We start from the raw sequence: 15049 nt of genomic DNA, 5'->3' as shown, positions 1-15049 counted from the left end.
GGCCGCCGGTGGGGCCCCCTCGAGGGGGAGGTCGCCGCGACACGCAGTGCGCGGCGACTTCGGGGGTGGGCCTACTTGATCAGTTTGTGCTCGACCAGCTTCTTGCGCAGCGTGTTGCGGTTGAGCCCCAGCCACTGGGCCGCCTTGGACTGGTTGCCCTCCGCGCGGGTCATCACCACGTCGAGCAGCGGTTTCTCCACCACCCGCACCAGCATGTCGTACATGCCGTCGGGCTCGATGCCCCGCAGGTCGCGGAAATAGCTGTCGAGGCTGTTCCTCACGCATTCGTCGATGTTCTTCTTGCTCATGGTCTTCTCTTGTGTTCTCAATGCGCGGCCGCAGCCGCGCCCTCGTCCTCGGCACCTTCTTCGTCGTCGACCGCCTCGGCCGCATCCCGGTGCACGGGAATCCGTTCCATCCCCGCGGCCAGCTGCTCGAAATAGTCGGACACCGCGCGCAGCTGCTGCGCGCAGTCCTCGATGCCGTTCATGCGGCCGCGGAATGCCTCGCCGCCGGGCAGCGCGCGCACGTACCAGCCGATGTGCTTGCGCGCCGTGCGCACGCCGCTGTACTCGCCGTAGAGGCCGTAGTGCTCCTGCAGGTGATCGAGCAGCAGCCGGCGCACCTCGGCGACCAGGGGCGGTGCAAGGTGCGTGCCCGTCGCGAGGAAATGCGCGATCTCGCGGAAGATCCAGGGCCGGCCCTGTGCCGCGCGGCCGATCATCACCGCGTCGGCGCCGGTCGCGGCCAGCACCTCGCGCGCCTTCTCGGGGCTGGTGACGTCGCCGTTGGCCACCACCGGCACCCGCACCGCGGCCTTGACGGCGGCGATGGTGTCGTATTCGGCCGACCCCTTGTAGCCCTGCTCGCGCGTGCGGCCGTGCACGGTGAGCATCTGCACGCCGGCGGATTCGAAATCGCGCGCCAGCTTGACGGCGTTGCGGTGGTCGGCGCTCCAGCCGGTGCGCATCTTGAGCGTCACCGGCACGCCGTGCGGCGCGGCCGCGTCGACCACCGCGCGCGCGATCTCCAGCGCCAGCGGCTCGTCGCGCATCAGCGCCGAACCGGCCCACTTGTTGCAGACCTTCTTGGCCGGGCAACCCATGTTGATGTCGATGATCTGCGCGCCGCGGTCGATGTTGTACTGCGCCGCCTCGGCCATCATGGCCGCATCGGTGCCCGCGATCTGCACCGCGATGGGGCCCGGCTCGCCCGCATGGTCGGCGCGGCGCGAGGTCTTGAGCGTGTTCCACAGCTCCTTGCGCGAGGTCACCATCTCGCTCACCGCATAGCCCGCGCCCAGCGAGCGGCAGAGCATGCGGAACGGCCGGTCGGTCACGCCGGCCATGGGCGCGACGAACAGCCGGTTTTCCAGCGCGATAGGGCCGATCTGCATGGTGATTGGAAGAGGGGGAGCGAGCGCGGGGCTGCTGAAAAATGAGGCACGATTGTAGCCAAGCGCCATTTCAGGGGCTGAAACGTTTGAACTAAGGCTTCCCCTCTTGCGCGGGCCGCGCGGCGCCCTCTCCCACGCGCCGCCGCCGGCCGCCTTCCTATACTGCGTGGCAATGGAAGCCTGGCTCGACTCTCTCCTGACCCTTCTGGCGCTGCCGCAGTACGGGCTGTCGACGCTGTTCTTCGCGGCCTTCGTCTCCGCCACGCTGATCCCCGTGGGCTCCGAGCCGATCCTGTTCGGCCTGCTGCGCCTCAACCCCGACATGTTCTGGTCGGCCATCGCGGTGGCGACGGTGGGCAACACGCTGGGCGGCGCGGTCGACTGGTGGATGGGCTACGGCGCCCACCAGGTGGCCGACAAGTACTCGAACTCCAAGCACCACGTGCGGGTGCTGGGCTGGCTCGAGCGATTGGGGCCCAAGGCCTGCCTGCTCAGCTGGCTGCCGCTGGTGGGCGACCCGCTGTGCGCGGTGGCCGGCTGGCTCAAGCTGCCCTTCTGGCCCTGCGTGTTCTACATGGCCATCGGCAAGTTCGCGCGCTACGTGACGATGACCGTGGCGCTGCTCTACATCTGGCCCACGCACTGAAAAGCGCGGCGCCGTCCTCCTTCAGGACAACAGGCCGTAGGGGCCGCCGCGTTCCAGCGCGCGCCGGTAGGCGGGCCGCGCGTGGATGCGTTCGAGCCAGGCCATCAGCCGCGGCCGGCTGGCGTCGAGCCCGCCGCGGGCCTTTGCGGCCTCGACCGGAAAACTCATCTGGATGTCGGCGCCCGTGAAGTCAGGCCCGGCGAACCATTCGCCCTTGCCGAGCTCGCCCTCCATGAAGTCCAGGTGCGTCCTGAGGTTGGGCGTCACGAAGCCGGCCTTGGCCTTGCCCGCGATCATCCGCGCCACCGGCTTCACGAAGAAGGGCATCTTGCTGCTCTCGATGCGGTCGAAGATCAGCTTGAGCAGCAGCGGCGGCATGGCCGAGCCCTCGGCATAGTGCAGCCAGTAGCGGTAGCGCAGCGCCTCCGCGCTGCCCGCCGCCGGCGCGAGCCGGCCCTGGCCGTGGCGCTCGATCAGCGTCTCGATGATCGCGCCCGACTCGGCCAGCACCAGCCCCTCGTCGGTCGTCACCACCGGCGACTTGCCCAGGGGATGGACCTTGCGCAGTTCCGGTGGCGCCAGCATCGTCTTGGGATCGCGCTCGTAGCGCACGATGTCGTAGGGCAGCCCGAGTTCTTCGAGCAGCCAGAGCACGCGCTGCGAGCGCGAATTGTTGAGGTGGTGGACGGTGATCATGGGCGCAGCTTGCACGCCAGGCGCCGGAAGAGGCCTGCAGCGGTTCCGGTTTCTAACCGATCCGGCCGCCTCGCGCCCGCGCCATGCGATCAGCGGCCCTTGCCGAAGCGCGCGCCACCGAAGGCATCGCGCTCGGAGGCGAGGCTGGCGAAATAGGGTGCGAGCCGCCGTTCCATCTGCGCCACCACCTCCTGCAGTTGGCGCGCGATCTCGGGCGCGCGCGCATGCGGGATGCGGTGGTTCGGCCCCACCACGGTGATCGAGCCGAAGGGGCGCCCCGCCGCGGTCAGCGCCACCGCGATCGCCGAATCGCCCAGCGCGACGCGGTTGCGCAGGAAGGCGTAGCCGCAGCGCGCCGCTTCCTCGATGGCGGTGACGAAATCCTCCTGGCCCACCTTGTAGGGGCCGCGCAGCCGCGGCAGGGACAGCGAGACGATGTGGTCGCGCTCCTCGCGCGGCAGGCGCGCCAGCATGGCCACGCTGCCCGAGCCGGCCCCCAGGGGCCAGCGCGTACCCATCACCAGCAGCACGCGCGCGCCGGCCGTGGGGCTGTTGCAGCAGTCGATGCAGACCGCCTCGTCGCCGCTGCGGATGGTCAGGTAGACGGTTTCGCCCGTGCTCTCGGCCAGCTGCAGCAGGTAGGGCCGGCAGTGGGGGCGGATCTCGAAATGCGGTGCCGCCGCCAGCCCCAGCTCGAACAGCATGGGCCCGAGGATGTAGCGGCGCGAGGTCTCGACCTTGCGGGCCAGCCCTTCGTCGATCAGCTGGCCCAGCAGCCGGTGCACCGTGGGATGCGGCAGGCCCACGTAGGTCGAGAGCTCCGACAGGCCCAGCCCATGGCCTCCCGCGACGGCCAGCATGCGCAGCAGGTGCGCGGCGCGACCGATCGTGCTGTCGTTGCTGGACCCGGCGCGCGGCTTGAGGGTCCCTGGACTGGGCGCTTCCATGGCGGCGAGTCTAGCCCGCTCCACCGGCGTGAGCGGCGGGATCGCAGCCGCTGCGTCTTCCGTGCGCGATGCCATGCGCCGCGCCCCGCTCAGGCCTGTTGCGCCTCGGCGTGGCTCACCGCGACGTGGGCGAAAGCGATGGCGGGGCCCAGCGTGATGCCGCCGCCCGGGTAGGCGCCGCGCATCATCGAGGCCAGCTCGTTGCCGCAGGCGTAGAGGCCGGGGATGGGCGCGCCGGCCGCGTCGACGACCCGCGCGTGCGCGTCGGTCTGCAGCCCGATCGCGGTCCCCAGCGTGGCCGGCACGATGGGCAGCGCGTAGAAGGGGCCGCGAGCGATCGGCGCCAGGTTGGGGTTGGGCTGCACCGCCGGGTCGCCCCAGGAATGGTTGTAGGCGGTGTCGCCCTTGCCGAAGTCGGTGTCGACGCCGGTCGCGCAGAAGGCGTTGTGGCGCCGCACCTCGTCCACCAGCCCCGCCGGGTCGAGGCCCGCTCGCGATGCCAGTTCGGCCAGCGTGTCGGCGCGCAGCAGGTAGCCGTCGCGCAGCATGCGCGGCATCTGCACCAGGTTCCAGGGCCAGGGCCGCACGGCCCCGAGGCCGCGCTTGTGCATGAAGTCGGCGTCGCAGACGAAGTAGAAGCGCTGCTGCCCCGCGCGCTGGCGTTCGAACAGCGCCAGCACGATGTCGTGGTACGAGTTCGACTCGTTGACGAAGCGCCGCCCCGTGCCGTCGACGGCGATCACGCCGGGCCGGCCGCGGTCGAGGTAGCCGTAGATGAAGGTCTCGCGCCGCTGGCCGCTCACCCGTTCCGAGGCCGGCGTCCAGAGGCCCGGCGAATGCAGCGCCGTGTCGACCTGAGCGCCGACCGCGCGCGCGGCGCCGATGCCGTCGCCCGTGTTCGCGCCGAAGGCCATCGAATGCACATGCGGGAAGCGCGGCGCCAGTTCGGCGCGCAGCGGCTGGCTGTGCGGGAAGCCGCCGGTGGCCAGCACCACGCCCAGGCGCGCATTCACGCGGCGCGGACCGTCGGGCGTGTCGACCTCGGCCCCGGCCACGCGTCCGCCCTCTTCCACCAGTGACACCAGCGGCGACGACACCCAGATCTGCGCCGGGGTGGTGCGCAGGTAGGCGAACATGCGCGCGACCAGCGCATTGCCGTTCGAAATGACGGTGCCGCGCGGGTAGCCGCGCAGGCGGTCGCCCGCGTGCCGCAGCACACGGCTGACCACGCGCGAGAACGCGGCGAACGAGGCCAGGGGCCGCACGAACTTGGCCACGTCGTCGGGGCCGAGCATCATGCCGCCGAGCACCAGCAGGTTGCTGATCGGCGCCCGCACCTTCGCGAAATCCGCACCGAGTTCGCGCCCGTCATAGGCGCGCGCCTGCAGCGAGCGGCCGCGCGCCACGGCACCGGGCGCCGCGCTGTGGTAGTCGGGCATGTCGATCAGGTCGAAGGGCACGCCCGCCTGTTCCAGCGCCTGCAGCGCCGGCACGCCGTGCGCCAGGTAGGCCGAGACCAGGTCGTCGCGGTAGAGCGCACCGGCCTCGCCCCGGAGGTAGGTGCGGACCGCATCGGCCGAGTCCGCGACGCCGGCCTGGCGCGCCTGCGGGCTGCAGGGGATCCAGACCACGCCACCCGAGGTGGCCGTGGTGCCGCCCAGTTGCGCGCTCTTCTCGCACAGCAGCACGCGCAGGCCGCGCTGCGCCGCGAAGACGGCCGTGGCCAGCCCCCCCGCGCCGGAACCGAACACCAGCAGGTCGACCTGCACGGGCGCGTCCTGGCTCATCGGGCGCCTCCCGCCGCTGTCCATCCAACGGACATTGCGGTGGTCGGCGGGGCGAACTGTTCGTAAATTCGCGCACCTACAAGGAAGACAAGCATGATGGAAGTCAGCGACCACACAGCGGCGCCCCCTGCGGGCGCGCACAGCGGATTCATCGACAGCTCGCGAGAGCGACTGAAGACCGTCGCACCCCTGCTCTCGCCGAGAGAGGTGGAGGTGTGCATCCGGATCATGCTGGGTGTCACGTCCGAGGGCATCGGGATCGATCTGGGAATTAGCCGAAACACAGTTCTTACCTATAGAAAACGGGCCTACGCGAGGCTCAACATCTCGTCCCAGAACCAGTTGTTCCGGTTGCTCATGTAAGTTGTCGACTCTAGGCAGCCAGGCAGCGTCCCGCCATCACATGGCGATGTGACGCCCCACCGTCCGACTCACGCGTGCAGCGCATGCACCGATGGAAGAACCCATGCCATTCACCCACAAGGTCTGCGTCGTCACCGGCGCGGCCAGCGGCATCGGCCGCGAGATCGCCTGGGCCTTCGCGGCCGCCGGCGGCGACGTGCTCGCGGTCGACCGCGACCCGGTCCTGCTCGAGCAGCTGGCGGACGAGGCGGCAGGTGCCGCGCTGCGCATCCGCGGCGCGGTGTGCGACGTGGCCGATGCGGCGCAAATCGCGCGCACCTGCGACGAGCTCATCGCGCGCGCCGGCCGCTGCGACGTGCTGGTCAACAACGCGGGCATCCTGCGGCGCGGCGCGCTGGAGGATCTCGACGACGCACAGTGGGACCAGGTGCTGGACATCAACCTCGGCGGCGGCTTCCGCTTCGCGCGGCAGCTCGGGCGCCACATGATCGCGGAGCGCCGCGGCGCCATCGTCCACATCGCCTCCATCGCGGCCACACAGGCGCATGGCGGCTGCGGCGCCTATTCGGCGTCGAAGGCGGCGACGGTGGCGCTGTCCGCGCAGATGGCCGTGGAGTGGGGCCCGCACGGCGTGCGCTCCAACTGCATCAGCCCCGGCTTGATCGAGACCGCATTGAGCGCGCCCTTCTATGCGGTGCCCGGCGTGCGCGCGCAACGCGAGCAGCTGGTGCCGCTGCGCGCGATCGGCACGCCCCGCCACGTGGCCGACGCCGCCCTCTTCCTGGCGAGCGATGCGGCCGCCTACATCAGCGGCCACAACCTCGTGATCGACGGCGGCCTGTCGCATGCACTGATCGGGCAGGTGCCCCGGCCGCAGGCCGCCTGAGCCCCACACCCACCCAAAAAAAGCGCCCTGGACGGGCGCCTTCCTCACTTCACCGAGATCCTGTTCTCGTTGATCACCTTCTGCATCTGCTGCGCCATGGTCAGCGCCTGCTCGCGCAAGCCGCTGCCGGGCAGGTAGGTGGCCACCACGCCGCGCGATTCGAAGTCCTTGCGCACCGGCTCCAGCGTCAGCACCTTCTTGAACGCCGCGCTGAGCTTCTCGGCGATCGGCGCCGGCACGCCGGCGGGCGCGATGATGCCCACGTAGGGATCGAAGAAGTAGTTCGGCAGGCCGGCCTTGGCCATGGTCGGCAGTTCCGGCAGCACGCCCTTCAGGCCGTGGCCGGTCCAGGCGTAGGCCCGCAGCTGGCCGGACTTCACGAACTGCAGCGAGCCCGGCACGTCGGTCAGGATGAAGTCGATCTGCTTGGCCACCAGGGCCTGCACCGCGGGCGCCGTGCCGCCCGGGTAGGGAATCATGGTGGCGCTCACGCCCATCTGGTTCAGCATCATCTGGGTGCCGAGGTGGGTCACCGAGCCCACGCCGAAGGAGCCGTAGTTGAGCTTGGTACCGTCCGCACGCAGCCGCTCGGTGAACTCCTTGAGGTTGTTGGCCGGGAAGTCGCCGCGTGCCACCAGCACGTAGGGCGCGGTCATCATCGACGCGATGAAGGTGAAGTCCTGCTCCACCTTGTACGGCGCGTCGTACAGCAGGGGCACGATCGACAGGGCGTCGGCGCCGGCCGCCATGATGGTGTAGCCGTCCGGCTTGGAACTCAGCAGCGCGCGCGCCGCGATCAGGTTGTTGCCGCCCGGACGGTTCTCGATCACCACCGGTTGACCCAGCTCCTTGGCCAGCTCCTGGCCCACGATGCGGGCCGCCACGTCGGTGGCGCCGCCGGGCGCGAAGGGAATGATCACGCGCAGGGGCCGGTTCGGCCAGTCGTTGGGCTCGGCCGCGAACGCCGGGACGGCGATGGCGGAGGCCAGCAGGGCGGCGCACAGGGCGCGGCGGTGGAGGGTCTTTGTCATATGTTTCTTCTCTGGTGAACGAACGGGACGCGCGCCGCATCCCGCTACCGCGACTGTAGGAACGAAGCGGCGCCAGCGCTGCCACATCGCGATGTGACAGCCGGCCGGCGGCGCGCGTTACTGCATGCGGACGCCGCCGTTGACGTCCAGCGTGGCGCCGGTGACGAAGGCCGCGTCGACGGAGGCGAGATAGGACGCGGCCGCCGCGATCTCGTGCGGCAGGCCGACCCGGCCCAGGGGCAGCATCGCCATCGCGTCGTAGGCGGTGTCGGCGGTCCGGGCGTCGGCCGCCTTGCGCGAGGACCGCATCATGGGCGTCTCGACCGGCCCGGGCGCGATCGCGTTCACCGTGATGCCCTGCGCCGCGAGCTCGCGCGCGACGACGCGGGTCAGGCCCAGCACCGCGGCCTTGGAGCTCACGTAGGGCGAGCGGCTCTGGTAGCCACCCAGCTGCCCCGCCGAGGACGACACGGTGATCACCCGGCCGTGCGGCACCGCCTGCCGCGCACGCCAGCGCGCGAACTCGCGCACGCACAGGAAGCAGCCCGTGACATTGACGGCGAGCGTGAAGTTCCACGTGTCGAGCGTGGTGTCGACCAGCGCCGGCTGTCGGCCGTCGGGCCCGTTGCCGACCACGCCGGCGAAGGTGGCGAGCACCGCGATCGGGCCGAGCCCGGTCTCGATCGTCTCGAAGGCCTGCGCGACCGAGGCCTCGCTCGTCACGTCCAGCGCGATGCCGCGGTGGCCGGTGCCCGGCAGGGCCGCGGCGATGCGTTCGGCCTGCGCCGCCTCCATGTCGGCCACCACCACGCGCAGGCCATCCTCCGCGAAGCGCTGCGCCACCGCGTGGCCGAGCGCGCCGGCACCGCCGGTGATCAATGCCACGCGGTGCGCGGCGACAGGAGAAGCGTTGGAGGATGGAGCAGAGGACATGGCAGGCCGTTCGATGGGGCCCGAAAGTCTAGACCGCACGTCCGCGCCCGTCTGCCCCATGCGGATGTGACGGATCCGCAGCCTCTGGAAACGCCTTGCGGAGGCCCTCGGCCGCTAAAGTTTCGGCCATGAAAAATCCTGCAGTGGGCGCGACGTGAGCGCCGTCGGAGTGAACGAAGTCCCGGACCTGGTGGCCGTCCAGGTGATGCGGCTCTATGCGCGCCAATCGCGCCTGATCGACAGCGGCGATGCCGCGGCGTGGGCCTCGACCTTCACCGCCGACGGCGTGTTCGCCTCGCCGTCCTACCCCGAGCCTGCGACGGGCACGCAGCAACTGCGCGCCTTCGCCGAGCGCTTTGCCGCGGGCAATGCCTCGGGCACCGTGAGCCGGCACGTGATCACCAACGTGGACGTGCTGCCCGGCGCCGACGAGGACCGGCTCGTGGTCCACGCCTACCTGCAGATCGTGGCCACACCGCGCGGCGAGTTCAGCCGCCTCGTGCGCCTGACCACCATCACCGACCAGCTGCTGCGCCGCGACGGCGCCTGGCGCGTCGCCCACCGCCAGGTGGTTCGCGACGATGCCGAACCGACCCGCGCACCCATCGAAAGCAAGGCATGAGCGCCGTGGAAACAACCCCGAAGCACCCCGGCCGTGTCGAGGGCCGACTGATGGCGGCGGAGCACCCGGACCTGCGCGGCAAGGTGGCCGTGGTGACCGGTGCCGGCCGCGGCATGGGCGCGCGCTTCGCCGCCGCCCTGGCGCGCCGCGGCGTGCAGGTGGTGGGCGCCGACATCGACGTCGGCGCCATGCAAGAGGCGGCGAAGGCCATCGCCCTGGAGCACCGCGAGGTCGCCGGCGCCGGCGAGGTTGTGGTCACCACGGTCGACGTGCGCAGCCGCGCGGCCCAGCAGGCGCTGGCCGACTTCGCCGTCGAGCGCTTCGGCCGGCTCGACCTGTGGATCAACAACGCGGGCATCTTCCCCGCCGCGCCGGCCGCCGAGATTCCCGTCTCGCAGATCCAGGCCACCCTGGCGATCAACGTCGAGGGCGTGCTCTACGGCGCGCAGGCCGCGGCGTCGGTCATGAAGCCGGGCGGCGCGATCCTCAACATGGCCAGCGTGGCCGCCTTCCGGGTGCGGCGGCTGCGGGCCGCGTACTGCGCCTCGAAGGCCGCGGTGGCGCACCTGACCGAATCGCTCGCGGTGGAGTTCGGCGACCTGGGGCTGCGCGTCAACGCGATCGCGCCGGGCCTCATCGACACCGAGATGACGCATTGGCTCCAGAACGATGCCGAGACGCTGGGCAGGACGCTGGACAACATCCCGCTGCACCGCATGGGCTCGCCCGAGGAAGTCGTCGGCCCGCTGCTCTTCCTGCTCTCGGACAGCGCGCGCTACGTGACCGGCCACATCCTGACGGTGGACGGCGGCTCGCGGCACGTCTAGGCCTGCGCGCGGGCTCCGGCCCGCACGCGGCCGCTCAGGAGCTGAACAGGAAGTTCATCACGTCGCCATCCTTGACGACGTAGTCCTTGCCTTCGGCGCGCATCTTGCCCGCGTCCTTGGCGCCCTGCTCGCCCTTGAAGGCGATGTAGTCGTCGAAGGCGATGGTCTGGGCGCGGATGTAGCCCTTCTCGAAGTCGCCGTGGATCACGCCGGCGGCCTGCGGGCCGGTGTCGCCGATGTGGATGGTCCAGGCGCGCACTTCCTTCACGCCGGCGGTGAAGTAGGTCTGCAGGCCCAGCAGCTTGTAGGCCGCGCGGATCAGGCGGTTCAGGCCCGGCTCGTCCTGGCCGATCTCGGCCAGGAACATGGTCTTGTCCTCGTCGTCCATCTCGGACAGCTCGGCTTCGATCTTGGCGCAGATCGCCACCACGGGCGCGTTCTGCTTGGCCGCATACTCGCGCAGGCGGTCGAGGTAGGGGTTGTTCTCGAAGCCGGTCTCCGACACGTTGCCCACGAACATCGCGGGCTTGGCGGTGATCAGCGTGAAGCTCTTGACCAGCGGCTGCTCTTCCTTGCTGAACTCCAGCGCGCGCACCGGGATGTTCTCGTTGAGCGCCTTCTGGCAGCGCTCGAGCAGGCCGACCAGCTTCTGCGCGTCCTTGTCGCCCGAGCGCGCGACCTTGGTGTGGCGGTGCAGCGCCTTCTCGACCGTGGCCAGGTCGGCCAGGCAGAGTTCGGTCTGGATCACCTCGATGTCGGAGATCGGGTCGACGCGGCCGGCCACGTGGATCACGTTGTCGTCGTCGAAGCAGCGCACCACGTTCACCGTGGCGTCGGTCTCGCGGATGTGCGCGAGGAACTTGTTGCCCAGGCCTTCGCCCGTGCTGGCGCCGGCCACCAGGCCCGCGATGTCGACGAACTCGACGATCGCCGGGACGACGCGCTCGGGGCTCACGATCTGGCTGAGCTGGGCCAGCCGCGGATCGGGCACCTCGACCACGCCGGTGTTGGGCTCGATCGTGCAGAAGGGGTAGTTCTCCGCAGCGATACCGGCCTTGGTCAACGCATTGAAAAGGGTGGATTTACCGACGTTGGGCAGGCCGACGATGCCGCATTGCAAACTCATGGGAGGTCCTCTTGGGTAACCCACGATTTTAGGCGGTCCCGCGTGTCCCCCGAATGGCACGCCCTTCGGCGCACCCCGCACACCCCTGCGGAACGCCTGTCGCGTAGGGGTTTGACCCGATTAGCAAACGTTTGCGCAAACGTTCTCGTCGACTAAGATCGCGGCCCCGGCCAAGACCGGTGCCATCTCGCCGCTCACCCAACCCTGGAGACATCACCATGAAGTTCACCCGCCGTACCCTGCAAGGCGCTGCCGCCCTCACGCTCCTGGGCGCCATCGCCGGAACGCCCGCCTTCGCCCAGGACAAGCCCAAGGTGGCGCTGGTCATGAAGTCGCTGGCCAACGAGTTCTTCCGCACCATGGAAGACGGCGCCAAGGCGCACCAGAAGGCGCATGCCGCCGAGTACACGCTGGTCGCCAACGGCATCAAGGACGAGACCGACACCGCGGCCCAGATCAAGATGGTCGAGCAGATGGTGGCGCAGAAGATCAACGCGCTGGTGATCGCCCCGGCCGATTCGAAGGCGCTGGTGCCGGTGATCAAGGCCGCCATCGACAAGGGCATCCTGGTGGTCAACATCGACAACCAGCTCGACGCCGCGGCGCTCAAGGAAAAGGGCATCCAGGTGCCCTTCGTCGGCCCCGACAACCGCGCCGGCTCCAAGCTGGTGGGCGATGCGCTGGCCAAGGAACTCAAGGCCGGCGACAAGGTCGGCATCATCGAAGGCGTGTCGACCACCTTCAATGCGCAGCAGCGCACGCTGGGCTACCAGGACGCGATGAAGGCCGCCGGCATGACGGTGGTGGGCGTGCAGTCGGGCCAGTGGGAGATCGACAAGGGCAACACGGTGGCCGCCGGCATGATGCGCGAGCACCCCGACCTCAAGGCCCTGCTGGCCGGCAACGACAGCATGGCGCTGGGCGCGGTCGCGGCGGTCAAGGCCGCAGGCAAGACCGGCAAGGTGCTGGTGGTGGGCTACGACAACATCGGCGCCATCAAGCCCATGCTGAAAGACGGCCGCGTGCTCGCCACCGCCGACCAGTTCGCCGCCAAGCAGGCCGTGTTCGGCATCGAGACCGCGCTCAAGGCCCTCGCCGACAAGAAGAAGCAGGCGGACATGCCGGCCGCGGTGAAGACCGACGTGGTGCTGGTCACCAAGGACAGCAAGTAAGCCGCCAGGCCCGCCGACCGGACGACCCCACCTTGACTTCTTCCCCCGCCGCCCCGACGGCCACCCCGGTGCTGGCGCTGAACGCGCTCGGCAAGGACTATGCGGCGCCGGTGCTCGACGACGTCTCGCTGGTGCTGAACGCCGGCGAGGTGCTGGCCCTCACGGGCGAGAACGGCGCCGGCAAGAGCACGCTGTCGAAGATGGTCTGCGGCCTGGTGCAGCCCACGCGCGGCCGCATGCTGCTCGACGGCCAGCCCTTCGCGCCCGGCTCGCGCCGCGAGGCCGAGCGCCTGGGCGTGCGCATGGTGATGCAGGAGCTGGGCCTGGTCACCACGCTGTCGGTGGCCGAGAACCTGCTGCTCGACCGCCTGCCGCACCAGGCCGGCTGGGTCCGGCGCGGCCGGCTGCACGAACTGGCCGCGCAGCAGCTGGCCAAGATCGGCATGGCGCACATCGACCCGGCCACGCCGGTGGCCCGGCTGGGCATCGGCCAGCAGCAGATGGTCGAGATCGCGCGCAACCTGCAGGACGACACGCGCGTGCTGGTGCTCGACGAGCCCACCGCGATGCTCACGCCGCGCGAGACTTCGCACCTGTTCGAGCAGATCGACCGGCTCAAGGCGCGCGGCGTGGCGATCGTCTACGTGTCGCACCGGCTGGAGGAACTGCAACGCATCGCCGACCGCGTGGCGGTGCTGCGCGACGGCCGGCTGGTCGACGTGCGGCCCATGGCCGGCGTGCGCGAAGCCGAGCTGGTCCAGCGCATGGTCGGCCGCGCGGTGCACGAGCACGAAGGCCGCGCGCGCCGCGTCGCCGGGCCGGTGCTGCTGAGCGCCCGCGGCCTGGGCCGGGCCCAGGCGGTGCGCGATGTGGACCTCGACCTGCATGCCGGCGAGGTGATGGGCCTGGCCGGCCTGGTCGGCTCGGGCCGGACCGAGCTCGTGCGCCTGCTGTTCGGTGCCGACCGCGCGGACCGCGGCGGGATCACGCTGCACGAGAACGGCCAGGCGACGCAGCCGGCGCGCCAGGGCTGGCGCTCGCCGATGCAGGCGATCCGCGCGGGCATCGGCCTGGTCACCGAAGACCGCAAGTCGCAGGGCCTGCTGCTCACCCAGTCGATCCGCGTGAACGCCACGCTGAGCGACCTGGGCGCGATCTCGCGCGGCGGCTGGCTGCTGCGCGCCAAGGAGCGCGGCATCGCCCGGCGCCTGGTCGACCTGCTGCGCGTGCGCTCGCGCAGCATCGAACAGCCGGTAGCGACGCTCAGCGGCGGCAACCAGCAGAAGGTGGTGTTCGCGCGCTGGCTGCACCGCGAATGCAAGGTGCTGCTGCTCGACGAACCCACGCGCGGCGTGGACGTGGGCGCGCGCGCCGACCTCTACGCCGAACTCGACCGCATGACCGACGCCGGCAAGGCCCTGCTGATGGTCTCGAGCGACCTGCGCGAACTGATGGCCATGTGCGACCGCATCGGCGTGATGAGCGCGGGCCGGCTGGTCGCGGTGTTCGAGCGCGGCCAGTGGAGCGAGCAGTCGCTGCTGGCCGCCGCCTTCAGCGATGCCACCGGGCACGCTGCCTCCCCTTCCTCCACGGCCACGGCCGACACCCCATGACCGCTGCCTCCTCCGCCACCGCTTCGCCCGCCCAGCCGTCCGCCCTCCGGGGCCAGCTCGGCACCTACCTGGGCCTCGCCATCGTGCTCGTGGGCATGATCGCGCTGTTCGGCTCGATGAGCGAATACTTCCTCACGCGCGACACCTTCCTTTCGATCGCCAACGAGATCCCGGCGCTGGCCGTGATGGCGGTCGGCATGACCTTCGTGCTGATCATCGCGGGCATCGACCTGTCGGTGGGCTCGGTGCTCGCGCTGAGCGCGGCCGTCACCGCCGCCGCCATCCTCCAATGGAAGCTCTCGGTGCCCGTGGCCGCGGTGCTGGGCCTGCTCACCGGCCTGCTGTGCGGCACGGTCACGGGCGCGGTGTCGGTGGCCTGGCGGCTGCCGAGCTTCATTGTCTCGCTGGGCATGCTCGAGGCCGTGCGCGGCGGCGCCTACCTGGTGACCGACTCGCGCACCCAGTACGTGGGCGATGCGATCTCCGGCCTGGCCGCGCCCTGGATCGGTGGCATCTCCGCCGCCTTCGTGCTGGCCGTGGTGCTGGTCGTGGTGGGCCAGCTGGTGCTCACGCGCACCGTGTTCGGCCGCTACGTGGTCGGCATCGGCACCAACGAGGAAGCGATGCGTCTGGCGGGCGTGGACCCGCGCCCCATCCGCATCATCGTGTTCGCCGTGACCGGCCTGCTGGCCGGGCTCGCGGGCCTGATGCAGTCGGCGCGGCTCGAGGCGGCCGACCCGAACGCCGGCGTGGGCATCGAGCTGCAGGTGATCGCGGCCGTGGTGATCGGCGGCACCAGCCTCATGGGCGGGCGCGGCTCGGTGATCAACACCTTCTTCGGCGTGCTGATCATCGCGGTGCTCGAGGCCGGGCTGGCCCAGGTGGGCGCCAGCGAGCCGAGCAAGCGCATCATCACCGGCGCGGTGATCGTGGTGGCCGTGATCATCGACACGCTGCGCCAGCGCCGCGCCGACCGCCGCCTGGCCTGAAGGAAGCGGCACGCC

At 70.6% G+C, this 15049-nt stretch carries 16 protein-coding genes; 8 read left to right on the top strand and 8 right to left on the bottom strand.

From position 1 onward, the window contains the following. Window positions 1-71: 71 nt before the first annotated feature. Together QTI20_RS19540 and dusB are read right to left on the bottom strand one after the other, a co-directional pair. A complete protein-coding gene (locus tag QTI20_RS19540) occupies window positions 72-308 on the bottom strand; it encodes a Fis family transcriptional regulator (RefSeq protein ID WP_183027280.1) in 237 nt (78 codons plus the stop codon). Window positions 309-325: 17 nt separating this feature from the next. Further along, window positions 326-1396: a tRNA dihydrouridine synthase DusB gene (dusB, locus tag QTI20_RS19535; protein ID WP_286553256.1), complete on the bottom strand. Its 1071-nt coding sequence runs from the start codon at window positions 1394-1396 to the stop codon at window positions 326-328. 172 nt (window positions 1397-1568) lie between these two features. Here dusB and QTI20_RS19530 point away from each other — a divergent pair, with 172 nt between their 5' ends. Beyond that, complete coding sequence (locus tag QTI20_RS19530; RefSeq protein WP_286553255.1) at window positions 1569-2042, top strand: YqaA family protein; 474 nt, start codon at window positions 1569-1571, stop codon at window positions 2040-2042. A 21-nt stretch (window positions 2043-2063) separates the two neighbouring features. Here QTI20_RS19530 and QTI20_RS19525 read toward each other — a convergent pair whose 3' ends face one another. The 3 genes from QTI20_RS19525 to QTI20_RS19515 all read right to left on the bottom strand — a co-directional run bounded on the left by QTI20_RS19525 (window position 2064) and on the right by QTI20_RS19515 (window position 5472). Further along, on the bottom strand, window positions 2064-2738 hold the full coding sequence (locus tag QTI20_RS19525) for a glutathione S-transferase (protein WP_286553254.1): 675 nt from the start codon (window positions 2736-2738) through the stop codon (window positions 2064-2066). A gap of 89 nt (window positions 2739-2827) precedes the next feature. Beyond that, window positions 2828-3685, bottom strand: a complete 858-nt coding sequence (locus QTI20_RS19520; protein WP_183027284.1) for an IclR family transcriptional regulator — start codon at window positions 3683-3685, stop codon at window positions 2828-2830. Between the two features lie 89 nt (window positions 3686-3774). Continuing rightward, on the bottom strand, window positions 3775-5472 hold the full coding sequence (locus QTI20_RS19515; protein WP_286553251.1) for an FAD-dependent oxidoreductase: 1698 nt from the start codon (window positions 5470-5472) through the stop codon (window positions 3775-3777). Window positions 5473-5565: 93 nt separating this feature from the next. On the opposite strand from QTI20_RS19515, the gene QTI20_RS19510 reads away from it, so the two are divergent. Further along, complete coding sequence (locus QTI20_RS19510) at window positions 5566-5835, top strand: helix-turn-helix transcriptional regulator (protein WP_183027286.1); 270 nt, start codon at window positions 5566-5568, stop codon at window positions 5833-5835. Between the two features lie 103 nt (window positions 5836-5938). Beyond that, window positions 5939-6721, top strand: a complete 783-nt coding sequence (locus tag QTI20_RS19505; RefSeq protein WP_286553249.1) for an SDR family NAD(P)-dependent oxidoreductase — start codon at window positions 5939-5941, stop codon at window positions 6719-6721. A 44-nt stretch (window positions 6722-6765) separates the two neighbouring features. Here QTI20_RS19505 and QTI20_RS19500 read toward each other — a convergent pair whose 3' ends face one another. Continuing rightward, window positions 6766-7752, bottom strand: a complete 987-nt coding sequence (locus QTI20_RS19500; RefSeq protein WP_286574245.1) for a tripartite tricarboxylate transporter substrate binding protein — start codon at window positions 7750-7752, stop codon at window positions 6766-6768. Between the two features lie 117 nt (window positions 7753-7869). Next, complete coding sequence (locus QTI20_RS19495; protein WP_286553245.1) at window positions 7870-8685, bottom strand: SDR family NAD(P)-dependent oxidoreductase; 816 nt, start codon at window positions 8683-8685, stop codon at window positions 7870-7872. 154 nt (window positions 8686-8839) lie between these two features. Between QTI20_RS19495 and QTI20_RS19490 the strand changes: the two genes are divergently transcribed. Beyond that, window positions 8840-9307, top strand: a complete 468-nt coding sequence (locus tag QTI20_RS19490) for a nuclear transport factor 2 family protein (RefSeq protein ID WP_286574243.1) — start codon at window positions 8840-8842, stop codon at window positions 9305-9307. 5 nt (window positions 9308-9312) lie between these two features. Continuing rightward, window positions 9313-10134, top strand: coding sequence for an SDR family NAD(P)-dependent oxidoreductase (locus QTI20_RS19485; RefSeq protein ID WP_286574242.1), 822 nt, complete (start codon window positions 9313-9315; stop codon window positions 10132-10134). A gap of 34 nt (window positions 10135-10168) precedes the next feature. Here QTI20_RS19485 and ychF read toward each other — a convergent pair whose 3' ends face one another. Further along, window positions 10169-11260, bottom strand: coding sequence for a redox-regulated ATPase YchF (gene ychF, locus QTI20_RS19480; RefSeq protein WP_183027291.1), 1092 nt, complete (start codon window positions 11258-11260; stop codon window positions 10169-10171). Between the two features lie 218 nt (window positions 11261-11478). On the opposite strand from ychF, the gene QTI20_RS19475 reads away from it, so the two are divergent. The 3 genes from QTI20_RS19475 to QTI20_RS19465 are packed head-to-tail and all read left to right on the top strand — an operon-like array spanning window position 11479 to window position 15034. After that, window positions 11479-12432 (top strand): sugar ABC transporter substrate-binding protein, encoded by a 954-nt coding sequence (locus QTI20_RS19475; protein WP_286553239.1) that lies wholly within the window; start codon window positions 11479-11481, stop codon window positions 12430-12432. A gap of 32 nt (window positions 12433-12464) precedes the next feature. Next, a complete protein-coding gene (locus QTI20_RS19470; RefSeq protein WP_286553238.1) occupies window positions 12465-14045 on the top strand; it encodes a sugar ABC transporter ATP-binding protein in 1581 nt (526 codons plus the stop codon). Further along, on the top strand, window positions 14042-15034 hold the full coding sequence (locus QTI20_RS19465) for an ABC transporter permease (protein ID WP_286553237.1): 993 nt from the start codon (window positions 14042-14044) through the stop codon (window positions 15032-15034). Before QTI20_RS19470 ends, QTI20_RS19465 begins: the two co-directional genes overlap by 4 nt. Window positions 15035-15049 lie beyond the last annotated feature (15 nt).

This window comes from Variovorax sp. J2P1-31, assembly GCF_030317215.1.
Lineage (GTDB): Bacteria > Pseudomonadota > Gammaproteobacteria > Burkholderiales > Burkholderiaceae_C > Variovorax.
This window is presented reverse-complemented; position numbering and strand designations above follow the sequence as displayed.